Here is a 24,021-nt window from a genome sequence, read left to right on the forward strand (position 1 = left end):
AGGGCTGCTCTTCCGTTCTACGGACCGCCCAGCCGGTCGTCCGGGAGGTGCTGCGTGACCGCCGGCGGCGCCAGCACCATCACCGTGGCGAAGCTGATCGCACACAGCGCGGCGAAGGCCGCGGCGGCCAGCACCGGCGTCATCTTCTGGACGCGCGCCTTCTGCCGCAGCAGCGCGCGGACATAGGCGACGGCGACAGGGTCCAGGGCGGAATCACGCGGGTCCATCCCCATATGATGCTCCAGACCGCGTCCGCTGTAACCGTAACTGAAAGCCGCAGGCGAAATTGCCGCTACACATCGGCCGCGCTCAGGCTAGAACCGCACTTCGAAAGGCGGCGTCATGATCCTCGTCATCGATAACTACGACAGCTTCACCTACAACCTCGTCCACTATCTGAACGAGCTGGGGGCCGAGACGGTCGTCTACCGCAACGACGCGCTGACGGTGCAGGAAGCCCTGGGCCTGCATCCGGCCGCCGTGCTGCTGTCACCCGGCCCCAAGGCCCCCGACCAGGCCGGCATCTGCCTGCCGCTGCTGCGCGCCGCGCCGGAAGACCTGCCGATCCTTGGCGTTTGCCTCGGCCACCAGGCCATCGGCCAAGCCTACGGCGGCGAGGTGATCCGCGCCAAGCAGGTCATGCACGGCAAGGTCAGCAAGGTGCGCCATAACGACAAGGGCATCTTCAAGGGCCTGCCCAACCCGTTCACCGCCACCCGCTACCATAGCCTGGCCGTCCGCAAGGAGGACTTGCCGCCCGAGCTGGAGGTCACCGCCTGGACCGACGACGGCGAGATCATGGGCGTGCAGCACAGGACGCGCCCCGTGTTCGGCGTCCAGTTCCACCCGGAATCGATCGCCACCGAGGGCGGCCACCAGATGCTGGCCAACTTCATGGACCTCGCGAACGTCAAGCGCGACGCGGCGGTCTGGGTCTAGGGCGAGCCGCATCATGTCCGACGCTTTCAAGCCGCTGCTGGCCAAGCTGGCCGACGGCCAGACCCTGGGCGACGAAGACGCCGAGATCTTCTTCGCCGCCTGCCTGCGCGGCGAACCGACCCCGGCCCAGGTGGCCGCCGCCGTCACCGCCATGCGCCTGCGCGGCGAGACGGTCGGCGAGATCGCCGCTTGCGCCCGCGCCATGCGACGCGCGGCCGTCCAGCTGGAGCATCCGTACGACGTCATCGACGTCTGCGGCACCGGCGGCGATGGCCTGCACACGCTGAACATCTCCACCGCGGTAGGCTTCGTGGCCGCCGGCGGGGGCCTCAAGGTCGCCAAGCACGGCAACCGCGCCATCACCTCGAAGTCCGGCACCGCCGACGTCCTGACCGCTCTGGGCGTCAATATCGACGCCACGCGCGAGCAGCAGCGCCGGGCCCTGGACGAGGCCGGCATCTGCTTCCTATTCGCCCAGGCCCATCACGGGGCGATGAAGCACGTCTCGCCGATCCGCCAGCAACTGGGCTTTCGCACGATCTTCAACCTGCTGGGCCCGCTGACCAATCCGGCCGGCGCCAAGCGGCAGGTCGTCGGCGTTTCGGCCCCGCGCTTCGTCGAGCCGATCGCCAAGGCGCTTGGGGCCCTGGGCGCCGAGCGCGCCTGGTCGGTGCACGGCGCGGGCATGGACGAGCTGACCACGACGGGCGAGACCGAGGTCGCCGAATGGCGCGACGGCCGCATCCACCTGTTCAAGATCACGCCCGAGGCCGTCGGCCTGCCGCGCGCCTCGCTGTCGGACATCACCGGCGGCGATCCTGAGTTCAACGCCGCCGCCCTGACCCGCCTGCTCGACGGCGAGAAGGGTCCCTATCGTGACATCGTGCTGCTGAACGCCGCCGCCGCCTTCCTCGTCGCCGACAAGGTCGAGACCCTGGTCGAGGGCATCGAACTGGCCGCCAACGTCATCGACGACGGCCGCGCCAAGGCCGCCCTCGCCGGCCTGGTGGCCGCCACCAACTCGGAAGCACCCGCGTGACCGATATCCTGGCCAAGATCGCCGCCTACAAGCGCGAAGACGTCGCGGCCCGCAAGGCCCGCCGCTCGCAGGCCAATGTCGACGCCGCCGCCAAGACCGCCTCGGCGCCGCGCGGCTTCAAGACCGCGTTGGAAGCCAAGCACGCCCCCGGCAAGCTGTCCCTGATCGCCGAGATCAAGAAGGCCTCGCCGTCCAAGGGCCTGATCCGCGAGGACTTCGATCCGCCGGTGCTGGCCAAGGCCTATGAGGTCGGCGGCGCGGCCTGCCTGTCGGTGCTGACGGACGGTCCCAGCTTCCAGGGCGCCGACGACTATCTGGTGGCCGCCCGCGCGGCGACCGCCCTGCCCTGCATCCGCAAGGATTTCCTGGTCGATCCCTGGCAGGTGGCCGAGAGCCGCGCCCTGGGCGCCGACGCCATCCTGGTCATCCTGGCCATGATCGACGATGGCCTGGCCGCCGAGCTGATGAGCGAAGCCAAGCGTCTGGGGATGGACGCCCTGGTCGAGGTCCATGACGAGGCCGAGATGGCCCGCGCCGGCGCCCTGGGCTCGGACCTGGTTGGCATCAACAACCGCGACCTGAAGAGCTTCGTCGTCGACCTGGCCGTCACCGAGCGCCTGGCCGCCCAGGCGCCCGAGGACGCGCTCCTGGTCACCGAGAGCGGCGTCTTCACCCACGCCGACGTCGTGCGGATGGAGGCGACCGGCGCCAAGGCCATGCTGGTCGGCGAGAGCCTGATGCGCCACGCTGACGTCACGGCCGCCACCAGGGTCCTGATCGGCTAAAACGCCACGTTTTGGCCAAGCTTGCCGCCCTAACCTTCGCGTGAGCGAAGGAGGGACATCATGAGCAAGCCGCGCTGGGCCGAAGGCCTGATCGAGACGATCAAGACGGTCGCCATCGTCTTGGTGGTGGCCCTGGTTCCGCGCACGGTCTTCAGCCAGCCGTTCACGATCCCGTCCGGATCGATGGAGCCGACACTGATGGTCGGCGACTACATCCTAGTCTCCAAATATCCTTATGGCTGGAGCCGGCACTCGATCCCGCTCAGCCCGCCGGTCGGCCACGGCCGCCTGATGGACAAGGCGCCCCAGCGGGGCGACATCGTCGTCTTCAAGCGCCCCAGCGACGGCCGCACCGACGTGATCAAGCGCGTCATCGGCCTGCCGGGCGACCGGATCCAGCTGACCAGCGGCGTGCTTCGGATCAACGGCGCTCCCGTCCAGCAGACCCTGACCGGGGTCGACGCCGAGGGTTCGCCTGGAAACTATCCGATCCCGGTCCGCCATCTGCGCGAGACCCTGCCGAACGGTCGGACCTACGCCACCAACAGTTTCGGCGCCGACACGCCGGCCGCCAATACCGGCGTCTACACCGTGCCGGCCGGCTGCTATTTCGTAATGGGTGACAATCGCGACAACTCGCTGGACAGCCGCTTCAACCCCGGCTCGACGCCCAAGGGGTACGCCTCCTGCGCCTGGGACGTGGCGCGCGACGCCGGCCTGCCGCCAGAGCTGGGCATGGGCTTCATCCCCGCCGAGAACCTGGTGGGCCGCGCCGAGCGAATCCTGTTTTCGTGGACCGGCCACGGCCTGCGCCTGGACCGCACCTTCAAAAAGCTGCCCGCCCCGACGGTTGGCTGAGCGCTCCCGCCTCGCTAGGGTCCGCTCCACTTTGGATTGAAGAGGATTCGGATGCGGGACGGTTCTTTCCTGACGGCGCTTCGTAACGTCACGCCCGCGCCCCTGCGCCCGGTGCTGGGCCGCCTTCGCCGCGCTCTGCTGCCGGCCTCGCTTCCCACCGCCGCGCCCGCGCCGCCGCCCGCCGATCCTGACGCCGTCGCCGCACCGCAGGAGCTCTGGCACCTCGTGGGCGCCGCCGACGCCGACTACGTCCGCGTGGGCCAGGAGTTCAAGCGGCTGTTCATCGAGGCCGGCCTGCGGCCGCACCACGCCATTCTCGACGTCGGCTGCGGAATTGGCCGCGCCGCCGCCCCGCTCGTCGACTATCTGGACGAGAACGGCCGCTACGCGGGCTTCGACGTGATGGCCCAGGCCATCGACTGGTGCAAAGCCCACATCGCCGTCGGCGACCCGCGCTTCGACTTCGTGCACGCCGACATGCACAGCGACCGCTACAACCCGGCCGGCTCGCAGCCCGCCAGCGCCTATGTCTTTCCCTATCCGGACGCCAGCTTCGACTATGTATGGCTGGGCTCGGTTTTCACCCACCTGCTGGCCCCCGACCAGGCCCAGTTCGCCCGCGAGATCGCCCGCGTGCTCAAGCCCGGCGGGACCAGCATCGTCTCGTGGTACCTGATCGACGACGAGGCCCGCGCCAACACCGGCAACGGCCAGATCGCGTTCGACATGGTCCATCGCCTGGACGGCTGCTGGACCGCGACGCCCGAGCTGCCGGAGTCGGTGATCGGCTATGACATCGAGCCGATCCTGGCCCAGTACGACGAACTGGGCCTCGACGTGCTGAACCAGGCGCTGGGCGTCTGGCGCCGTCAGCCCTTGCAGGACCAGGACATTATCGTGGCTCGCAAGCGCGCCTGAAAGCTTTTGTTAAGCTTTTGATTCTTGGCGACATTTACCCTGCCGACCAGCCTAGGCCTTGATTTTGCAAAGCTTTTCACGCGATCAGCGCCCTGACTTGACTTTAATGCGGAACGCCTAGAGAACATTTGCGAGGTTTGCGGTTTGTTCCGCGCTCCAGCCGAGGTCGACATGCTCACCCGCAAGCAGCACGAACTGCTTATGTTCATCCACGAGCGTATCAAGGAGACCGGCGTCTCCCCGTCCTTCGACGAGATGAAGGAGGCCCTGGACCTGGCGTCCAAGTCGGGCATCCACCGCCTGATCACGGCCCTGGAAGAGCGCGGCTTCATCCGCCGCCTGGCCCATCGGGCCCGGGCGCTGGAGGTGGTGAAGCTGCCGCAGCAGGCCACGACGGCCGCCCCGCCCAAGGGCCGTGGCGCGTTCCGTCCGCAGGTGTTCGAGGGCGGCGGCGCCCCGCCGACCGCGCCGGCCGCCTCGGCCCCGGCCAATGACAGCCGCGAGCTGCCGATCCTGGGCCGCATCGCCGCCGGCACGCCGATCGACGCCATCCAGCACGAGCGCGAGCGCCTGCCGGTGCCGGAAGCCATGCTGGGCAACGGCGAGCACTATGTCCTCGAGGTGCAGGGGGACTCGATGATCGAGGCCGGCATTCTCGACGGCGACTACGTCATCATCAAGAAGGGCGACACGGCCACCTCTGGCGAGATCGTCGTCGCCCTGGTCGGCGAGGAAGCCACCTTGAAGCGCCTGCGCAAGAAGGGCGGCTCGATCGCCCTGGAAGCAGCCAACCCCAAGTACGAGACCCGCATCTTCGGCCCCGACCAGGTCGAGGTGCAAGGCAAGCTGGTCGGCCTGATCCGGCGGTACCACTAAGTCCGCCCCATTCGCTCATCCCCGCGAAAGCGGGGACCCAAGCTGAATGCCGGAACAAGTTTCGCCTTCCTCGGCTCTGTGCCCAGGGAGGCGTATTTGTTTGCGTGCTCGCCAACCGCGAAGCCGTTTGGATCTCCGCTTTCGCGGGGATGAGCGGTTTGGGGTGAACGGCTAGGGCTTGGGCTGCAGCCGACCCTCCTCCGCCAGCCGCTTGGCGGCGACGTCGAAGCCGGCCCAGGCCGCGGCAGCCAGGGACGCGCCGGTGCTGACCCGGCGCACGCCCAGGTCGCCCAGGCTCTCGACCGACATCTCGGGTCCCCAGAAGAGGACATTGACCGGCTTGGGCGCCACGGCCTGGACGATGGCCCTGATCTCCTCGGGATCGGTGACCGCCGGGGCGTAGAGGCAGTCCGCGCCCGCCTCGGCATAGGCCTTCAGGCGTTCCAGGGTCGGCGCCAGGTCGCGGACGCCGCGCAGATAGCCTTCGGTGCGGCCAACCAGGATCACGTCCTGACCCGAGGCGTCGATGGCCGCGCGCGCCGCCTTGAGGCGCGCGACGGCGGTCGGCAGGTCGTACAGCGCCGAGCCCGACCAGTCCTCAATCGACAGCCCCGCGACGCCGGCCGCGATGACCAGGGTCACGCTCTTGCCCACGCCTTCAGGCGTATCGGCGAAGCCGGCCTCGAAGTCGGCGTTCACCGGCAGGCTCGTCGCGGCGCACAGCTGCGTCAGGTGGGCGATGACCTCGTCGCGGGTGATCTGGCCGTCGTCCTTGCCCAGGGCCCAGGCCGCCCCAGCGCTGGTCGAGGCCAGGGCCTTGAAGCCCAGCTTCTCCAGCCGCCTGGCGCTGCCGATATCCCACGGATTGGGCAGGGCGAAGCAGCCCTCGGCGTGCAGGGCGCGAAAGGCCGCGCGGCGGGCGGCGAACGGGTTCGACATCACTGATCCTCCGGCGCGTTGGTCCGCGCGTGTTTCCTGACGACGCTTAGCGCTCGCTCGTGACATCAGGTGTCAGCAGGCGGCTCTCCGGCGGACGACTCCAAGGGCGATCGCCGCGCAAGGGCTGGGCCCAGACGATGCGCCAGCCGTCGGGGCGACGATAGAGCTCGGCCGCCCCGCCCCGCGCGAAATCCTCGGCGGTCAGCAGCACGGTGTCGGCGCATAGCGGCGGCGTATGCGCCGGGGCCGCTCCGCGAACGACCACGACCTCGCTGTTCACGCACAGGCCCGACAGGGTCTCGGCGTCGGGCGTCCTTCGGCTCCAGGCCAGGGACAGCCGCACGGGCGCGCCGAGGGCTGGCGCGCAGACCCGCTTGTCGCAAGCGTAGAGGCTCCAGGTCGCCGGCGTCAGGCCGCGCCGCCGCGCCCACAGCTCGGCCCCGAACCGCTTGGCGTCGGTGCGCAGCAGCACGGCCGCGTCGCCCGAGCGCACGGCGGCGGTGGCGCCGTCGGCGGCGATCCAGGCGTCGGGCGCGGCTGGCCGGGGCCACAGGGCGACGGCCAGGGCCAGCGGCGCGCCGATCCAGCGCAGCCTGCCCCTCCACAGGCACAGGGTCATCAGGCCCAGAAAGGCGATCACCAGCACCTGTGGCGGCGCGCTGGCCACGATCCGCTGCGCGCCGTGAGCGTCGGCGAAGGCGTTAGCGATGCCAACCATGCCGTCTATGCCCCAACCGGCCACGGCCAGAAACGGCGCGCCCAGACCGAAGGGCTCCAGCAGCGTGCCGATCGCCAGGAACGGCATGATCACGAACGACGACAGCGGCGCGACCGCCAGATTGGCCGGCAGACCCCAGACGGCGACGCGATTGAAGTGCTGCATGGCGAACGGCGCGGTGGCCAGACCCGCCACCAGGCTGGCGGCGACGCTGGCGGCCAGCCACGTGATCCCGGCCTGCGGCCAGCGGATCCACCACGGCGTCGAGATCTCGCGCACGGGCTGGGGCCAGGCCTCGGCCAGGGCGACCAGGGCGGCGGTGGCCGCGAACGACATCTGGAAGCCCGGCTCGCCCGCCGTCTCCGGCTTCAGGGCCAGGATCAGCAGGGCCGCCAACGCCAGACCGTGCAGGGTGATGGCCCGCCGGTCGAACAGGATGGCCAGGAAGGCAACGCTGGCCGTGATCGCGGCCCGCTCGGCCGGCGGCGGCGCGCCGGAGATCAACAGGTATCCCAGCACGGCCACGAGCCCGGCGACGGCGGCGATCTTCTTGCCCGGCGCCCGCAGGGCCAGCCAGGGCCAGGCCGCGACGCCCAGGCGCGCCAGCCCGAACACGAAGCCTCCGACGATGGCCATGTGCAGGCCGGAGATGGAGAGAATATGCGCTAGCCCCGAGGCGCGCATGGCCTCGGTCTGGTCCTCGCTGATCCAGGCCTCGTGGCCCGTCACCATCGCCGCTCCGATCCCGCCGCTGCTGGGGCCCATGCGCGCCAGGATCCGCTGGGCCAGGCTCCAGCGGAAGGCGTTCACCGCCATGGACAGGCGCAGGCGCCAGGGCGGCGGATCCAGCCGCGCCGGCGCGATCTCGCCGATCGTGAAGCCCACGCCGCCGATCGAGTCGAACCAGGCGTCGCGGGCGAAATCGTAGGACCCCGGCGCGGCGGGCGGCGGCGGGGAACCCAGCATGGCCTTCAGCCGCACCGCCCGCCCTGGCGCTGGCGTCTCGTTCTCGCCCAGGGTCACCCGGATCCGGCGCGGCGTCCGCTCGGGCGCGAGCCCCGACACCGTGACCGGCGCGATCAAGACACGCGGTCCGCCCGCGCCTGGGCTGACGACATCGACGACGAAGCCGTCCACGCGCCGCACGACGCGCTCGCCGGCCATGATCGGCGCCGCCACCCGGTCGCTCCGGATCTTGGCCGCCAGGCCGCCGGCCGCGCCAAACGCCGCGAGGCTGATGAGAACCAGGACCAGCTCCGGCGCGTCGCGACGACGCAGGCCCCGCCAGATCGCCGCCAGCAGCAGGGTCAGGCCCGCCAGCGCCCACAGGACGGGCTCTCGGCTCGCCTCCAGATAGGCCGCCGCGCCGAGGCCGAACGCGACGGGCGTCCAGAGGAAGACGCGGCCCGCATTGACTCGCAGTTCGGCCATCGCCAGCGCGGTCAGGCCCCGCCCCGAGAACCGCGTCGCGGGCGCTGGCGACGCCGCATCGATGAATTCGACGCCTAACACCCCGAAACCGTTGTATTTTTGACGGCCAAGCCAAGTTCGCCGCGATGCGGAAAAGCGCTGGTCCCGGCGCGAACCGGCGTGCTAAGACGCCCCGCCCAAGCCGCGTCGCGGCCCGCGTTTTCCGACGCCGTTTCGGCGTCCCGTCCTACAGCCCTGAAGTCCATGTCGAACCCCACCCCTACCGGCGTCGTCACGCGCTTCGCCCCCTCGCCCACCGGCTTCCTGCATATCGGCGGCGCCCGCACGGCGTTGTTCAACTGGTTATATGCGCGGCATACGGGAGGGAAGTTCCTTGTTCGCGTCGAGGACACCGATCGCGAGCGCTCGACCGAGGCGGCCGTCGCCGCCATCTTCGAGGGCCTGGACTGGCTTGGCCTGAAGTCGGACGACGAGGTCATCTTCCAGCACACCCGCGCGCCGCGTCACGTCGAGGTTGTGCAGGCGATGCTGGCCAAGGGCCGCGCCTATCGCTGCTGGATGACCGTCGAGGAACTGGAAGTCGCTCGCGAGAAGGCCCGCGCCGAAGGCCGCGCCATCCGCTCGCCCTGGCGCGACGCGCCGGAAGGCGACCTGTCGGTGCCGCACGTCATCCGCTTCAAGGGTCCGCTGGATGGCGAGACCGTGGTCGACGACCTGGTCAAGGGTCCGGTGACCTTCCGCAACATCGAGCTGGACGATCTGGTCCTGCTGCGCGCCGACGGCGCCCCGACCTACAACCTGGCCGTGGTCGTCGACGACCACGACATGGGGGTCACGCACGTGATCCGCGGCGACGACCACCTGAACAACGCCGCCCGCCAGACCCTGATCTACCAGGCGATGGACTGGACCGTGCCTGCCTTCGCCCACATCCCGCTGATCCACGGGCCCGACGGCGCCAAGCTCAGCAAGCGCCACGGCGCGCAGGCCGTCGGCGAGTTCGCCGACCTGGGCTACATCCCCGAAGGCATGCGCAACTATCTGGCGCGCCTGGGCTGGGGTCACGGCGACGACGAGGTCTTCAACGACGAGCAGGCGATCAGCTGGTTCGACGTCAAGGACGTGGTCAAGGCGCCCGCCCGCCTGGACTGGGCCAAGCTGAACCACATCAACGCCCAGCACCTGCGCAAGGCCGACGACGCGCGCCTGACCGAGCTGGCCCTGACGGCCGCCGAAAAGCGCGGCGAGCCCCTGCCAGCCGACGCCCGCGAGCGCATCGCCCGCACCGTCCCGGAAGTGAAGGAAGGCGCCAAGACCATCCTGGAGTTGGTGGACCACTGCGCCTTCGCGCTGAAGACGCGCCCGCTGGCCCTGGAAGAAAAAACGCAGAAGCAGCTGACCGAGGAAACGGTCGAGCGACTATCGCGCCTGCGCGCCCAACTGGCCGCCGCGCCGGCCTTCGACGCGGCGGCTCTGGAGAGCGTGTTGAAAACCTTCGCGGAATCCGAGGGTGTCGGCTTCGGCAAGTTCGGCCCGGCGTTGCGCGGGATCCTGACCGGCGGCGCGCCGGCTCCGGACCTGAACAAGACGATGGCCGCGCTCTCCCGCGAAGAGAGTTTGGGGCGCCTTGACGACGCCCTGGCGTCGCGCGCATGAGGCGCTATAACGCACGTGCGAAAACGAAAGTTGGACTGCTCGTTCCAATTTATGAAGGGGTCTAAGTATGACCGATAAAGCCACGCTGACGATCGGCGACAAGAGCTACGACCTGCCGATCCTCAAGGGCAGCACGGGTCCTGACGTTCTGGACATCCGAAAGGTCTATGCCGAGAGCGACCACTTCACGTTCGATCCGGGGTTCACCTCGACCGCCTCGTGCGAGAGCAAGATCACCTATATCGACGGCGACGCCGGCATTCTGCTGCACCGCGGCTATCCGATCGACCAGCTGGCCGAGAAGTCCTCGTTCCTCGAGGTCTGCCATCTGCTGCTGAACGGCGAACTGCCGACGGCGGACGAATTCGCCAAGTTCGAGCGCAACATCACCTACCACACGATGCTGCACGCTCAGTTCGACCGCTTCTTCGAGGGCTTCCGCCGCGACGCCCACCCGATGGCCGTCATGACCGGCGCGGTCGGCGCCCTGTCGGCCTTCTACGCCGACAGCATCAATGTCGACGACGCCCGTGAGCGCGAGATCAGCGCCCATCGCCTGATCGCCAAGATGCCGACGATCGCCGCCCGCGCTTACAAGTACACGGTCGGCCAGCCGTTCGTGTCGCCGCGCAACGACCTGTCGTACTCGGAAAACTTCCTGCGCATGTGCTTCGCCGTGCCGGCCGAGGACTGGAAGCCGAACCCGGTGCTGACCCGCGCCATGGACCGGATCTTCATCCTGCACGCCGACCACGAGCAGAACGCCTCGACCTCGACCGTCCGTCTGGCCGGTTCGTCGGGCGCGCACCCGTTCGCCTGCATCGCCGCGGGCATCGCCTGCCTGTGGGGCCCGTCGCACGGCGGCGCCAACCAGGAAGCGCTGGAGATGCTGGAGACCATCGGTTCGGTCGAGAACATCCCGGACTACGTCCAGGGCGTGAAGGACCGCAAGTACAAGCTGATGGGCTTCGGTCACCGCGTGTACAAGAACTTCGACCCGCGCGCGAAGGTCATGCAGAAGACCGCGCACGAAGTGCTGGGCGAACTGGGCCACAACAACGACCCGCTGCTGCAGGTCGCCCAGGAGCTGGAAAAGGTCGCCCTGAGCGATCCGTACTTCATCGACCGCAAGCTGTACCCGAACATCGACTTCTATTCGGGTATCACCCTGCGCGCGATGGGCTTCCCGACCAACATGTTCACCGTGCTGTTCGCCCTGGCCCGCACCGTCGGCTGGATCAGCCAGTGGAAGGAAATGTTCGAGGATCCCACCCGCAAGATCGGTCGTCCGCGTCAGCTCTACACGGGCGCCACGCAACGCGACTACGTGCCGGTCGAAAAGCGCTAAGCGCTTCGTCTTCAGGACAATGGATCAGGCCCCGCTTCGGCGGGGCCTTTTTCGTTCAGCGCTTGAGCAGGAACCCGAGGACCTCGGCCACGGCGCGGTAGAGCGCCTCAGGGATCTCCTCGTCAATTTCGATGGTCGACAGGGCCTGGGCCAGCACAGGGTCCTCCTCGATCGGCACGCCGTGTTCGCGGGCCGTCTCGATGATCTTCTCGCCCACCCAGCCCTGGCCGGACGCGACCACCTTGGGCGCGTTGGGATCTTCGTAGAGCAGCGCCACGGCGATGCGCGGACGGGCGGAGGGGCCGGTGATCCCGCTCATGAGGCCTGGTCCACGAAATGGCCCAGCGGGCTGACGCCGCCAGCGCTGGACGGCGAGCCCGAATGAATGGCGACCTCGGGCGACAGATCGGCTTGGCGCAGGGCCGCGCCCAGGCTTTCCTCGCCCGCCCGCAACCGGGCGATCGTCTCGGCCCGCTCGGCCCAGAGCGAAACGCGGGCCCGCGCGCCCGTCAGGGTGACCAGGGCATGGACGGGCCCCAGCGGCTCGACGTCGATCGAGAAGCGGGCCTTGTAGGTGCGTTCCGCCGGACCGGCCGCGCCGCCGCCAGAACCGCCGCCGTCGTGGCTGATCTCGAACTGGGCCACGGCGACGCCCTGGGGCGTCACGAACGGCAGGTCCAGGTTCAGCCGCGCGCCTTGTGGCCGCGCCTCGGCGGCCTCGGCCTCGCCGTGGCGCGGCGGCTCGGGCAGCGAGGCGATCTGCATCAGGTCCTGCCTGGCCAACGCCCCGCTGACGCCCTTGAGCAGGCCGCGCACCACGTCGGCTGGCGACTGGTCGGCCAACATGGCCGGCGGATTGGGCTTCTGGCCCGCCATGGGACCGCTGGCGTAGGGCGGCGGCGGAACCTTGGAGCGAGCAGCGTCGGCTGCGGGCGCGCCATAGCCCCGCGCCACGGCGGTCTTGGCCTCGGCGAGCGGACCGGCCGGCGCAGCCTCCATCACCGCGTCCTCGGCCAGCAGCCCGGCCTGGATCAGCGGCGACAGCGCCGCGCGCGCGGCGGTCGTCGGGCTTGGCGCCGCCTTGGGCGCGGCCGTGAAGGCGGCGAAACGCGGTTCATCCTCGGCGGCTGGAAGCGGAACCCCGGGCTTCGCGAGCGCGCGCCCTTCCTCCGCCGTATCGAGCTGTGACGCCGGGGCGGACGAAGGGATCTCGCCTGGCGCGTCGTCACGCGCCGGAGTCGGGGTCGCTTGAGCCTGAACCGTGGGACGCGCGGCCGGCGGCGAGACCGGCGACGCGGCGGCTGGCAATGACGAGCGAGCGCCAGAGATGGGCGTTTCGAAGTCGAGCGCGCCGTCCACGACCGGCTCGACGGTCGGATCGGTCAGGTCCTGAGGCGCGGCGTGGGCCAACCAGGCGTACAGCGCGCCCCGGAACACCAGCAGCGCGGCCTTCATGTCGCCCCCTGGCGACGGCGCGGGCGCGCCTCCCGTGACGGGGGCGGTGGCGGCGCGGGCCATGCGGGCTTCCAGGAATACGCCCGAATGCTCGACGGCCCGGCGCAATCCCTGGGCGGTCGTGATCTCATCGGCGTGGGGCGTCATGGCCAGCAGGGCGCCGCCCGCCTCGCGCACCTCGGCCGGCATGTCGTCCCGATCGACGACGGCCCGGACATTGGCCATCAGCGGCGCCAGGCCAGTCTGGCGCGGCACGGCCTCGGCGGCGGCGGTGCGCACGGCGCGGGCCATCCGGGTTTCGGGCGATCCCTTGGCCGCCAGCGCCTGCTGGGCCGGCGGCGCGCCCTTAGCGGCGCCCGAGGCATCGTCCGCGTGTCCCGTGTCCTGCGTCGAGGCCCGGCCAGCCTGCTCCACCGGCGCGCCCGTCCTGGGCGCCTGGGGCGTGGTCGGACGACCGACGATTTGGCCGAGCTCGGCGGCCGTGTTGGCCAGCGCCTGGCGTGCCATGGCCTGCAAAACCGCCAGAGAATCCGGTGCGGTTCCAGCCGGGACGGATGGAAGGATCGGGGTCAGGGGCGTGGTCGGGTCGATGGCCACGACGACGGCTCCGGGTGGCTGTTATTTCGAAAGTATGGGGCGATCGTAAATCAGTGGTTAACCTTAAGCATAACACTCTGCGTATGTTCACTTTTTCCAAGCACTCGACGCCGGACGTGAACAACGTAACCGTATTTTCGCAGCGCGGAGCGCGTTCAGGTCATGGGCTGGCGCAGTATCGTCGAACATCGACGGCGTGATCTGTTGTCCATCGTGCCGATGACTCTGCTGGCGGCCGTCGGCGCCATGGTCTGGCTGGGCGTCCAAACGAGCCTGATCTGGCTGGCCGCCGCCCTGATGCTGATCCTTTTCAACCAGTTGTTGTGCAGCGCCATCGCCCGCCTGGGAGACGCCGCCGACGGGTTCGAGACAGGCCTGGCGGCCTTCACCCTAGCCTATACCTTCGTCTACGCCGCCCTCCCCGGCGCCCTGGTGCTGCACGGGACACGCACCTCGGTCCTGGCCGGCAGCGCCATGATGGGCGCCATCGCTCTGTCCAGCACGGCCGAGTTCGTGATCTCGCGCCGCATCGGCGCAGCCGCCCTGGCGGCGCTGTTGCTCCACGTGCTGGTCACGGCGTGGCTGACCTTCAAGACGACGCCGCCCCAGCAGGTGGCGCTGTCGCTGGTGGCGATCGTCTGCTTCTTCGGCTACGTGCTGCAATACGCCCTGCACCGCGAGAAGGCCGCCCGCCGCATGGCCGAAGCGACCGCCCTGGCCCAGGCGCGCGAGGCCGAGGCCGCCAGCGCCAACCGCGCCAAGACCGCCTTCCTGGCGACCATGAGCCACGAGATCCGCACGCCGCTGAACGGCATCCTGGGCATGGCCCAGGTCATGGAGGCCGACGCGCTCTCCGCCCCGCAGCGCGAGCGCCTGTCGGTGGTCCGTCAGTCGGGCAAGGCGTTGACCGACATCCTCAACGACGTGCTGGACCTGGCCCGTATCGAGGCCGGTCAGCTGGAGCTACGGCCCGAGCCCTTCGACCTGCGCGCGCTGCTAGTCGGCTGCGGGCGTACTTTCGCGGCCCTGGCCGAGGGCAAGGGCCTCACCCACGACCTGGTCATCGCCTCGTCGGCCGAAGGCGCTTATCTGGGCGATGCGGGCCGGCTGCGGCAGATCCTGCACAACCTGCTGTCCAACGCCGTGAAGTTCACCGAGGCCGGGGGCGTTTCGATCGCGGCGCGGTTCGAGGCCGGCCTTCTGGAACTGACCGTGGCCGACACTGGGCCCGGCGTCGCCCCCGACGAACAGGAGCGCCTGTTCGGGCGCTTCGTGCTGCTGGATGACATCGCCACGCGGCGGCACGGCGGCGCGGGCCTGGGCCTGGCCATCTGTCGCGAACTGGCCCGCCGCATGGGCGGCGACATCACCCTCTATAGCCGTGTCGGCGTCGGTAGCGCCTTCACGGTGACCCTGCCGCTGACGCGGGTGCAAAAGCCGGTTTCCATCCGGGACACGGCCAAGGCCGACGCCGCCCCGGGCCTTCGGGTGCTGGCCGCCGAGGACAATCCGACCAACCAGCTGGTCTTGCGCTCCGTGCTGCGCCAGGCCGGCGTTGAGCCCGTCATCGTCGACGACGGCGCCAAGGCCCTGGAAGCTTGGCGCGCCGGCCGGTGGGACGTGGTGCTGATGGACATCCACATGCCGGTCATGGACGGCCTGACGGCGCTGAAGCAGATCCGCCGCCTAGAGGCTGTCGAGGGTCGGCCGCGCACACCGGTCATCGCCCTGACCGCCAGCGCCATGCGCCACCAGATCGACCACCTGCTGGCGGCCGGGATGGACGATCATGTCGGCAAGCCGCTCGACGTCGCGGAGCTGCTCGGCGCTCTCGACCGCGCCACGCGCTTAGCCGATCGCGCCCCTCGCCTTCAGGAAGTCCAGTAGGGCGTCCGCGGCGGCCTCGGACGGGTCGGGCATGCCTCGTCCCATCTTGTCCAACGCCGCGCTCTGTTCGGCCGCCTGACGGGCGCGCAGGGCCGGATCGTCGAGCAGTCTGGCCACCTCGCGCGCCAGCCCTTCGCCTTCACAGGCGTCCTGCAGCAGTTCCGGCGCGACCGCCTTGCCGGCGGCGATGTTGAACAGGGTGACCCAGCGCGGCTTCATCAGGCGCTTGAGAAGGGCGTAGGTGATCGCGCCGGTCTTGTAGCCGACCACCATCGGCGCGCCGGCCAGGGCCAACTCCGTGGTCACCGTGCCGCTGCAGGCCAGGGCGACGTCGCCGGCGACGAAGGCGTCGTCCTTCAGCGCCTCGTCCTCGATCACGTGGGCGCGGAACGGCCAGCCGGCCACGCGGGCCTTCACGGCCTCGGCGACGGTGTAGGCGGCGGGAATGACCACGACCAGTTCGGGCCGGTCGGCCTTCAGCCGACGCACGGCGTCCTCGAAGGCCGGCATGACTCGTTCGATCTCGGACGGCCGGCTACCCGGCAGGACCAGCAGGATCGGATCGGTCGTCGACGCCGCGACGGCCGCGCGCAACCGGGCGCCGTCGGCGTGGTCGAAGCGCTTGGCCAGGGCCGAATTGCCGACGAAGACGTTCTCCAGGCCCGCGGCGTCGAAATAGGGCTTGTCCATCGGCTGGATCGACAGCAGCAGGTCCACGGCCTTGGCCAGGCCGTAGGCGCGCTTCTCGCGATAGGCCCAGACCTGGGGCGCGACGTATTTCACGAGCGGCAGTTTGGGATCCAGCTTTCGCAGCGCCTTGGCCAGGCGGATGTTGAAGCCCCAGCTGTCGATCAGCACGGCGACGTCGGGCTCTTCCCGGGCCGCCAGGGCCACCGTGTCGTCCAGGCGGGCCTTGACCGTCGGATAGGCCTTCAGCCCCTCCCAGATGCCCAGGATCGACAGTTGGGCGATGTCGAAGGGGCTCTGGATCCCCTGCTCGGCCATCTTGGCCCCGCCGATCCCGACGAAGGTGACCCGGTCGCCCAGTCGCGCCCGCAGCGCCTTGGCCAGGCTGGCGCCCAAGGCGTCGCCCGAGGCCTCGGCGGCGACCAGCATGACCTTCAGCGGCGTTGCGGGGGCCGGCATCACGGCCGCCCCTGCGGATCGACCCCCAGCACGAAGAGGCCAAGGTCATCGGCGCAGGCGATCACCGCGTCGCGATCGACGACCAGCAGGCGGCCGGCCTCGCCGACCACGCCGGCCAGGCCCGCGCGGGCGGCGCGCTGGATGGTGGCGACGCCGATGGTCGGCAGGTCGACCTTGGTCTCCTGGATCGGCTTGGGCGCCTTGGCCAAGACGCCCTTGGAACGCTCGGTCGAGCCGCGAATGGCCTGGGGCAGTTGCTCCACGCGCCGCAGCATGGCGTCGGTGCCTTCCTGGGCCTCGACCGCCAGGACCAGGCCGTCGCAGACCACAGCGCCCTGCCCCACGTCCAGTCGACCGATCTCGCGGGCCACATGCAGGGCCTTGTCGATGTCGGCCATGTGCTCGGGACGGGGCGAGATCTTGCCCAGGCGGCCGCGCGGCAGGGTCATCTCGCCCATCACCTCATGGGCGCCCTCGATCTCGAAGCCTTCCTTCTCGAACTCGTCCAGCACGCGGCGCAGCAGGGCGTCGTCACCCTTGCGGGCGGCGACGATCAGGCTGGGCAGCACCTTGACGCCCCGGCCGTCGGGCATCAGGGCGGCGAAGTCGGGACGGCTGACATTGCCCGCGAAGCAGACAACCTCGCAGCCCTCGGCCCGCAGAGCCTTGAACACCTTGCCGAACTCGCCCAGGCCGACCTCGACGCCGGGATAGCGAGCCAGGGTCGGTTCGGCGAAGCTGCGCAGGCGCATGACCGAGAAGGCGCGTCCGGCGGCCTCGCAATGGGCCGCCAACTCGACGGGAAGCGACCCGCCGCCGGCGATCAGACCCAGCTTGCGCATATCCCGACCCTAGACCTCGCGCTCGGGCAGGCAGAGCGGGCGGTTGGCGTCGGCGCGGATGAAGTCGACGATCTCCATCACCTCGGGAATGGCCGCGTGGGTCTCGGCCACATCGTCGAGCCGCTCCTGGAAGGTGCCCTCGTCGGCGAACATCAGGCGGTAGGCCGCACGCAGGGCGTTGATCGTCTCGCGCGAAAAGCCCCGGCGCTTGAGGCCGACCAGGTTCAGGCCCTCGAGATGAGCATGGTTACCCCAGACCGAGCCATACGGAATGACGTCCTTGGTCACCGCGGCCAGGCCGCCGATGAAGCTGTAGCGGCCGATGCGCGAGAACTGGTGCGCGGCTGCGAGGCCGCCCATGAACACGTAGTCGCCGATGGCCACATGGCCGCCCAGGGTCGCGCCCTTGGCCAGCACCACGAAATCGCCGACCACGCAGTCGTGCGCCACGTGCGAACCGACCATGTAGAGGCCGTCCGAGCCGATCGTAGTCACACCCTTACCGGAGGCCGTGCCGGTGTGCATGGTCACGTGCTCGCGGATGATGTTGCGCGGGCCGATCAGCAGCTCGGTGCGCTCGCCCTTGTGGCCCAGGTGCTGCGGCGGCCCGCCCAGGTTGGCGAACGGGTGGACGATGCAGTCCTCGCCAATCGTCGTCGCGCCTTCCACCACCACGTGCGACAGCAGGCGCACGCCGGCCGACAGGGTCACGTCGGGACCGACGATGCTGTAGGGCCCGATCTGGACGTCCGAGGCGATCCTGGCCTCAGGCGCGACGATGGCGGTGGGATGGATGGTCATGCCTTGGATCCCGTCTCGACCACCATGGCGGCGAACTCGGCCTCGGCGGCCACCTTGTCGCCGACCTTGGCCACGCCCTTGAACTTGAAGATCGACGAACGCGCGCGGACGACCTCGACCTCCATGCGGATCACGTCGCCGGGGCGCACGGGATTGCGGAAGCGGGCGTTGTCGACCGACATGAAGAAGATGGTCTTGCCCTCGGTGTCGACTTCCAGCGACTTGCTCATCAGCACCGCGCCCGTCTGGGCCAGGGCCTCGATGATCAGCACGCCGGGCATCACCGGGTTGCCCGGGAAGTGCCCCTGGAAGAACGGCTCGTTGATCGTCACGCACTTGATGCCGACGATCGACTGGTGAGGATTGTAGTCCTCGGCGCGGTCAACCAGCAGGAACGGATAGCGGTGGGGGATGCGCGCCAGGATCTCGGCGATGTCGATCTCGGTCTGCACCGTTTGCTCGGTGTTCTGGCCCATACTCAGCCCCTCGTCCCTCGGCCGCCCGCCATGCGCGACAGCCATGCGGTCTCCCGGAGCCACCGCTTGAGCGGTCGCGCCGGAAAGCCCGTCCAAGTTTCACCTTCCGGCACGTCCTTGAACACCGAGGCCGCGGCCCCGATGCTCGCGCGCGAGCCGATCTTCAAATGGTCGGCGACGCCGGCCTTGCCGCCGAACGCGACGCCGTCGCCGACGACCGTGCTGCCAGAGATCCCGGTATAGGCCGCCAGCACGCAATTGCGACCCACACGGACGTTGTGCGCGACATGCACCAGGTTGTCGATCTTGGTGTTTTCCCCGATCGTCGTATCGGCGAACGCGCCGCGGTCGACGCAGCTGTTGGCGCCGATCGTGACGTTGTCCTGGATCACCACCCGGCCCAGCTGCGGCAGGTCGACCATGCCGGCCGGACCGACGGCGGCGCCGAAGCCCGCCTCGCCCAGCACCGCGCCCGCCGAGATCGACACCCGGTCGCCCAGCAGGGCGAAGCCGATCACGGCGTTGGCGCCGATCACGCAGTCACGCCCGACCAGAACACCGGGCCCGATGACGACGCCGGGGCCGATGCGCGCGCCGCGCCCGATCCGCGCGCCCTGCCCGATCGTCACATTCGGCGATAGCAGGACGCCGTCCTCGAGCTCGGCCTCGGGATGGATGGCGGGCGCGCCCGGTTCGTGCCGGCGCGGCGCGTGCAGGCGATTCACGGCCGCGGCCCAGGCGGCCTGCGGATGGCGGGTCACCAGCGCCGCGCAGGTCGCGGGCAGGAATTCCTTGTGTTCCGGACGCACGAAACAGGCGCCGGCCCGGGTGGCCCCGGCGGCGTCCTTGCGCTTGGCGTCGGAGAAGAAGGTGACCGCCTGGTCGTCGGCCGCATCGAGCGGCGCGGCGTGGGCGATCAAGCGGTCGCCACGGGCGGCGTCCGCCAGTTCGGCGGCGCCAGCCCGGGCCAACTCGGAAAGCGATGCCGGACCCAGGCTGTCAAAAAAACGCGGGTCCGGCATGGTTCCTCACGGCGGAAACGTTCCCCTAGGTAACCCTAAAGGAGACGATTCGCTTACTTATTGGTCGGCTGCAGCGGCGCGGCGCCCGGGACCTGCTGGTCCAGACGTTCGCGGTCGAAGGTCAGCGTCTTGATGCGCGCGTCCAGGGCGGTGACCACGGCGTCGGTGATGTCCATGGCCGGGTTGGCCAGCATCACCGATTCACGGTCGAACAGGATGCTGCACTTCTGGGCCTGGTAGACCTGCTTGATCGGCGTATCGAGCTCTTGATAGACGCGCGACAGCGCCTTTTGCTCGGTCGCTTCCACTTCCTTCTGGCGCAGTTGGCCCTTGCGCTGCCAGGCGTTGGCCTTGACCTGCAGGGCCGAGGCCTGCTGCTCCAGGGCGTCCTGGGCCAGGGTGGCGCGCTTGCCGTCGAGAGCCTTGGCCTCGTTGTCCAGGGCGGTGCGCTCACCGGTCAGCTCGGCGTTGACCTGCTGGATGATGGTCTTCAGGCGCGTATCGACAGCCTTGCCGACCTGCGAGCTGGCGACCGCGCGCGGGCTCGAGAAGATGCAGACGCCCGGGAGCGCCGGACCGTGCGTGACGGCCGGAGCGGCCGGGGCGGCGGCCGGAGCCGTCTGGGCCGAAGCGGCCGTCGCGATAGCGAGAGCGACGACGCTGGACGCGGCCGCGGACAGGAACTTGGACATGTCTATTGGAACCTTGTGGAGGTGGAGAACCGGAACGTTTCGGTTCGGTCGTAGCTTTCCTTGGCCAAAATGCGGCTGATATCGAATCGAATGGGCCCCATGGGGGATTTCCAGTCAATCGAGATACCGGCCGAGGCACGCAGGCCGAGGTTATCCTTGATGTTCGGATCGAAGACGCCCGGCGAGCTCTGACGATCGACATCGTCCAGCAGGCCGGCCGTACCCACGTCGCTGAACAGCGCGGCCTTGATGCCGTACTGCTCGGGCAGGAAGGTCGGAACGGTCAGCTCGAACGTGCTGATGGCGTAGAGCTTGGCGCCCATCGAGTTGTTCGTGCTCGAGATGTCGCGCGGACCGATACCGGCGATCTCGAAGCCCCGGAACGAGGTGCCGCCGCGATAGAAGCGGTCGTTGATGCGGACGTTGTCGCCGCCCCAGCCCTCGATGTAGCCGAACGAGCCAGTGGCGCTGAACACCAGGTCCTTGTTGAAGCCCCAGTACCAGCCGGCGTCGGCTTCGGTCTTCAGGTACTTCACATCGCCGCCGATGCCGGCGAGGTCCTGGTTCAGGTCGGCGAACCAGCCGCGGGTCGGGTTGATCGGGTCGTTCCGCTTGTCGATGCGCAGGCCGTAGCCCACCAGCGAGGTGATGTACGAACCACGCTGCAGGCAGAGGATCTGCGAGACCGAACCGCTGGTGCAAAGGCTGTCGGCGACGCTCACGTTATCCTGGCGGATCGTGTAGCGCAGGCTCATCGACGAGTCGTTGGTCAGCGGGAAGCCGAGGCGGATGTCGCCGCCGACCGACTTGGTGTCGTAGGCCGCGTAGTCCGACAGGTCGTAGCGGAAGGTGTAGAGGTTCACGCCCGCGACCAGGTTACGGCCCAGGAAGCGCGGCTCGCTGAAGCCGAAGTCGATCTGTTGGCGCAGCGAACCGACCGAGGCGCGAGCCCGCAGGTTCTGGCCGCGACCGCGGAAGTTCCGCTCGGTGATGCCGACGTCCAGCACCAGCTTGTCGACCGAGCTGTAGCCGGCGCTGAAGGACAGTTCGCCCGTCGGCTGCTCCTCGACCTTGACCCGCAGCGCGGTACGGTCCGGGGCCGAGCCTGGCGCGTCCTCGATCTCGACTTCCTTGAAGAAGCCCAGGCGGCGCATGTTGTTCTTCGAGCGATCGACCAGCACGCGGTTGTAGGCGTCGCCTTCGGCCACTTCGAGTTCGCGGCGCAGGACGTAGTCCAGCGTGCGGGTGTTGCCGACGATGTCGATGCGATCGACATAGACGCGCGGGCCTTCACGGACCTGGAAGACGACGTCGACGGTCTTGGTCTCGCGGTTGGGCACGTAGCGCGGACGCACGTCCACGAAGGCGAAGCCGGCCGCGCCCGCCGCGAAGGTCAGGGCGTCGGTGGCCTGCTCGATGCGCTCGTCCTCGTACAGCTGGCCGGCGCGGATCGGGAGGATCTGGGCCAGCAGGTTGCCGTCCAGCTTCTTCAGCTCGGTTTCGACGGTGACCTTGCCGAACTTGTACTTCGGGCCTTCGTCCAGGGTGTAGGTGACGGCGAAGCCGTTCTTGTCCGGCGCCAGTTCGGCCACCGACGAGACGACGCGGAAGTCGAAGTAGCCGCGGTTGCGGTAGAACTTGCGCAGCTGCTCGCGGTCGTACTCGATCCGGTCGGGGTCGTAGTTGTCGTTGCTGGTCAGGATCTTGTACCAGCGGCTTTCCTTGGTCACGACGACGTCGCGCAGGTCGTTGTCCGAGTACTCGCTATTACCCAGGAAGTTGATCCCCAGCACGCCGCTCTTGGGGCCTTCGCTGATTTCGAAGACCAGGTCGACGCGCTTTTGCGGCAGCTCGACCACCTTGGGCGTCACGGTCGCCGAAATGCGGCCCGAGCGGCGGTACAGTTCGATGATGCGCTGGACGTCGGCCTGAACCTTGGCGCGGGTGAAGATGCCGCGCGGACGGATCTGCACTTCGTCCTTCAGCTTGTCTTCCTTCAGGGACGAGTTCCCCTCGAACACCACTTGGTTGATGATCGGGTTCTCGACGACCTTCACGATCAGGTCGCCGCCCTGCATCTCGATCTTCACGTCGGCGAACAGGTCCGTACGGGCCAGGGTCTTCAGCGCCAAGTCGAGGCGCTGGGAATCGACGGTGTCGCCCGGCTGGATCGGCAGATAGGACAGAACCGTGCCCTGTTCGATGCGTTCGTTGCCCTGGACGACGATGCGCTGGACCACGCCGGTCTGAGCGGCCTGCGCGAAAGCCTGATGCGGAGCCACCAGGGCCGTGGAGCCGAGCAGCAGCGCCATACCAGTGGCGAACGCGGCGCTTTGGGCGCGAAGTTTGTTCATGTGACCAATCATGGACGGAGGGCTGGCTTTGTTCACGTGAACAAGCCGCCGATGAATTTGAACACGTCGTAGCGGTTGAGGTCGTTCCACGCCGCGAACAGCATGAAACCCAGGATCAAGGCAAGCCCCGCGCGGAACCCGGCCGCCTGGAAATCCGCCCGCAGAGGCCGTTTGGCCACGGCTTCATAGGCGTACATCAGCAGGTGGCCGCCATCGAGGACCGGGATCGGCAGCAGGTTCATGAAGCCGATGCTGACCGAGAGGCTGGCGATCAGCAGCATGGACGAGATGAAGACCCGCAGCGCCATGGTGGCGACGTCCGGCGCGCCGGCGGCGCTGGCCTTGGTCACCGCCCCGGCGGTGTGGCCGATGCCGATCAGGCCGCTGATCTGGTCGGCGGGCAGCTGACCCGTGACCAGGCGGCCCAGATAGAAGCCGATCGTCTTGATCATGCCCCACACCTCGACCGTGGCGTCGGGGATGGCGGAAAGCACGGTCGAACGCTTGAACTGGGTGATCCCGGCGTTCTCGATGCCCAGTTGGCCGGTCTTCATCCGGCCGCTGATCTTGTCGTTGATCTCCACCAGACGCGGCGTCGCGGTCAGGTGGACCTGTTGCTCGCCGCGCTTGACCGTGAAGTCGATCGGCAGGTTGGCGCGCAGCGACACATAGCCCTGCAGGTCCTGGAAGGTGCCGATCTTGCGGCCGTCGGCGGCGAGGATCACGTCGCCCTTGCGGAAGCCGGCCGCCTCGGCCGCCCCGCCCGGCGCCACGCCGTTGACCGTGGCCGCGCGCTGCGGCGAGCCGACCATGACCAGGAACACGGCCATGATCAGGATAGCCAGGACGAAGTTCGCCACCGGACCGGCGACCGCGATGATCGCCCGCTGCCACACCGGCTTGAAATGGAAGTATTTGGCGACGCTCGCTTCGCCCTCTCGCCGCACGATCGACTCGCGCATGGCGGCCAGGTTGTCCTGGTCCGGAACGCTGGCGGCGTTCTCGTCACCGGAGAAGCGGACGTAGCCGCCCAGCGGGATCGAGGCGATGCGCCACTCCACGCCGCGCTTGTCACGCCAGGACACCAGCGGCGCGCCGAAGCCGATCGAGAAGCAGTCGATGGCCACGCCGCACGCACGCGCGGCCCAGTAGTGGCCCAGCTCGTGGATGGTCACCACGACGGACAGCACGAAGACCGTGGACAGAATGAAGATCAAAACGTCGGTCATTAGGTGGCCGGGT

22 protein-coding genes are annotated in these 24,021 nt (G+C 69.0%); 9 read left to right on the plus strand and 13 right to left on the minus strand.

What is annotated here, in order from left to right; all coding sequences use genetic code 11:
- Positions 1 to 17: 17 nt before the first annotated feature.
- Positions 18 to 227, minus strand: a complete 210-nt coding sequence (locus K8940_RS11735) for a hypothetical protein (RefSeq protein ID WP_223395697.1) — start codon at positions 225 to 227, stop codon at positions 18 to 20.
- Positions 228 to 342: 115 nt separating this feature from the next.
- Between K8940_RS11735 and K8940_RS11740 the strand changes: the two genes are divergently transcribed.
- The 6 genes from K8940_RS11740 (at position 343) to lexA (ending at position 5,415) form a co-directional block, all read left to right on the plus strand.
- Positions 343 to 939 (plus strand): anthranilate synthase component II, encoded by a 597-nt coding sequence (locus K8940_RS11740; protein WP_223395698.1) that lies wholly within the window; start codon positions 343 to 345, stop codon positions 937 to 939.
- Positions 940 to 952: 13 nt separating this feature from the next.
- Positions 953 to 1,978 carry an anthranilate phosphoribosyltransferase gene (trpD, locus tag K8940_RS11745; protein WP_223395699.1) on the plus strand — a complete coding sequence of 342 codons (1,026 nt, stop codon included), beginning with the start codon at positions 953 to 955 and terminating at the stop codon, positions 1,976 to 1,978.
- A complete protein-coding gene (gene trpC, locus K8940_RS11750) occupies positions 1,975 to 2,763 on the plus strand; it encodes an indole-3-glycerol phosphate synthase TrpC (RefSeq protein ID WP_223395700.1) in 789 nt (262 codons plus the stop codon). Before trpD ends, trpC begins: the two co-directional genes overlap by 4 nt.
- A gap of 60 nt (positions 2,764 to 2,823) precedes the next feature.
- A complete protein-coding gene (gene lepB, locus K8940_RS11755; RefSeq protein ID WP_223395701.1) occupies positions 2,824 to 3,621 on the plus strand; it encodes a signal peptidase I in 798 nt (265 codons plus the stop codon).
- A gap of 51 nt (positions 3,622 to 3,672) precedes the next feature.
- Positions 3,673 to 4,539, plus strand: a complete 867-nt coding sequence (locus K8940_RS11760) for a class I SAM-dependent methyltransferase (protein WP_223395702.1) — start codon at positions 3,673 to 3,675, stop codon at positions 4,537 to 4,539.
- Between the two features lie 171 nt (positions 4,540 to 4,710).
- The gene (lexA, locus tag K8940_RS11765) at positions 4,711 to 5,415 is read left to right on the plus strand and encodes a transcriptional repressor LexA (protein WP_223395703.1); all 705 of its coding nucleotides are present in this window, start codon (positions 4,711 to 4,713) and stop codon (positions 5,413 to 5,415) included.
- Positions 5,416 to 5,586: 171 nt separating this feature from the next.
- Here lexA and K8940_RS11770 read toward each other — a convergent pair whose 3' ends face one another.
- On the minus strand, positions 5,587 to 6,354 hold the full coding sequence (locus K8940_RS11770; protein WP_223395704.1) for an isocitrate lyase/phosphoenolpyruvate mutase family protein: 768 nt from the start codon (positions 6,352 to 6,354) through the stop codon (positions 5,587 to 5,589).
- Between the two features lie 46 nt (positions 6,355 to 6,400).
- Complete coding sequence (locus K8940_RS11775; protein WP_223395705.1) at positions 6,401 to 8,503, minus strand: ComEC/Rec2 family competence protein; 2,103 nt, start codon at positions 8,501 to 8,503, stop codon at positions 6,401 to 6,403.
- 243 nt (positions 8,504 to 8,746) lie between these two features.
- Between K8940_RS11775 and gltX the strand changes: the two genes are divergently transcribed.
- Both gltX and gltA read left to right on the plus strand, forming a co-directional pair.
- Positions 8,747 to 10,159 carry a glutamate--tRNA ligase gene (gltX, locus tag K8940_RS11780; protein ID WP_223395707.1) on the plus strand — a complete coding sequence of 471 codons (1,413 nt, stop codon included), beginning with the start codon at positions 8,747 to 8,749 and terminating at the stop codon, positions 10,157 to 10,159.
- 67 nt (positions 10,160 to 10,226) lie between these two features.
- A complete protein-coding gene (gene gltA, locus K8940_RS11785) occupies positions 10,227 to 11,507 on the plus strand; it encodes a citrate synthase (RefSeq protein WP_223395709.1) in 1,281 nt (426 codons plus the stop codon).
- 55 nt (positions 11,508 to 11,562) lie between these two features.
- On the opposite strand, the gene K8940_RS11790 is transcribed toward gltA, so the two are convergent.
- Together K8940_RS11790 and K8940_RS11795 are read right to left on the minus strand one after the other, a co-directional pair.
- A complete protein-coding gene (locus tag K8940_RS11790) occupies positions 11,563 to 11,826 on the minus strand; it encodes an EscU/YscU/HrcU family type III secretion system export apparatus switch protein (RefSeq protein ID WP_223395711.1) in 264 nt (87 codons plus the stop codon).
- On the minus strand, positions 11,823 to 13,469 hold the full coding sequence (locus tag K8940_RS11795; RefSeq protein ID WP_223395713.1) for a flagellar hook-length control protein FliK: 1,647 nt from the start codon (positions 13,467 to 13,469) through the stop codon (positions 11,823 to 11,825). The genes K8940_RS11790 and K8940_RS11795 overlap by 4 nt, the downstream gene beginning before the upstream one ends.
- Positions 13,470 to 13,772: 303 nt before the next feature.
- On the opposite strand from K8940_RS11795, the gene K8940_RS11800 reads away from it, so the two are divergent.
- Positions 13,773 to 15,446: an ATP-binding protein gene (locus K8940_RS11800; protein WP_223395836.1), complete on the plus strand. Its 1,674-nt coding sequence runs from the start codon at positions 13,773 to 13,775 to the stop codon at positions 15,444 to 15,446.
- On the opposite strand, the gene lpxB is transcribed toward K8940_RS11800, so the two are convergent.
- Genes lpxB through K8940_RS11840 form a run of 8 tightly spaced genes read right to left on the minus strand, consistent with a single transcriptional unit; the run spans position 15,408 to position 24,008 of the window.
- Positions 15,408 to 16,592: a lipid-A-disaccharide synthase gene (gene lpxB / locus K8940_RS11805; RefSeq protein WP_223395715.1), complete on the minus strand. Its 1,185-nt coding sequence runs from the start codon at positions 16,590 to 16,592 to the stop codon at positions 15,408 to 15,410. The two genes, K8940_RS11800 and lpxB, sit on opposite strands and share 39 nt — an antisense overlap.
- Positions 16,592 to 17,434 (minus strand): UDP-2,3-diacylglucosamine diphosphatase, encoded by an 843-nt coding sequence (gene lpxI, locus K8940_RS11810; RefSeq protein WP_223395717.1) that lies wholly within the window; start codon positions 17,432 to 17,434, stop codon positions 16,592 to 16,594. Before lpxI ends, lpxB begins: the two co-directional genes overlap by 1 nt.
- A gap of 9 nt (positions 17,435 to 17,443) precedes the next feature.
- Complete coding sequence (gene lpxA / locus K8940_RS11815) at positions 17,444 to 18,235, minus strand: acyl-ACP--UDP-N-acetylglucosamine O-acyltransferase (RefSeq protein WP_223395719.1); 792 nt, start codon at positions 18,233 to 18,235, stop codon at positions 17,444 to 17,446.
- Complete coding sequence (fabZ, locus tag K8940_RS11820) at positions 18,232 to 18,711, minus strand: 3-hydroxyacyl-ACP dehydratase FabZ (protein WP_223395720.1); 480 nt, start codon at positions 18,709 to 18,711, stop codon at positions 18,232 to 18,234. Before fabZ ends, lpxA begins: the two co-directional genes overlap by 4 nt.
- Positions 18,712 to 18,713: 2 nt before the next feature.
- Positions 18,714 to 19,733 (minus strand): UDP-3-O-(3-hydroxymyristoyl)glucosamine N-acyltransferase, encoded by a 1,020-nt coding sequence (gene lpxD, locus K8940_RS11825; RefSeq protein WP_223395721.1) that lies wholly within the window; start codon positions 19,731 to 19,733, stop codon positions 18,714 to 18,716.
- 53 nt (positions 19,734 to 19,786) lie between these two features.
- The gene (locus K8940_RS11830; protein ID WP_223395722.1) at positions 19,787 to 20,425 is read right to left on the minus strand and encodes an OmpH family outer membrane protein; all 639 of its coding nucleotides are present in this window, start codon (positions 20,423 to 20,425) and stop codon (positions 19,787 to 19,789) included.
- A 2-nt stretch (positions 20,426 to 20,427) separates the two neighbouring features.
- On the minus strand, positions 20,428 to 22,791 hold the full coding sequence (gene bamA / locus K8940_RS11835) for an outer membrane protein assembly factor BamA (RefSeq protein ID WP_223395723.1): 2,364 nt from the start codon (positions 22,789 to 22,791) through the stop codon (positions 20,428 to 20,430).
- A 20-nt stretch (positions 22,792 to 22,811) separates the two neighbouring features.
- Positions 22,812 to 24,008 carry a M50 family metallopeptidase gene (locus tag K8940_RS11840; protein WP_223395724.1) on the minus strand — a complete coding sequence of 399 codons (1,197 nt, stop codon included), beginning with the start codon at positions 24,006 to 24,008 and terminating at the stop codon, positions 22,812 to 22,814.
- Positions 24,009 to 24,021: the final 13 nt, after the last annotated feature.

It is taken from the genome of Caulobacter segnis, from assembly GCF_019931575.1.
GTDB classification, from domain to species: Bacteria; Pseudomonadota; Alphaproteobacteria; order Caulobacterales; family Caulobacteraceae; genus Caulobacter; species Caulobacter segnis_C.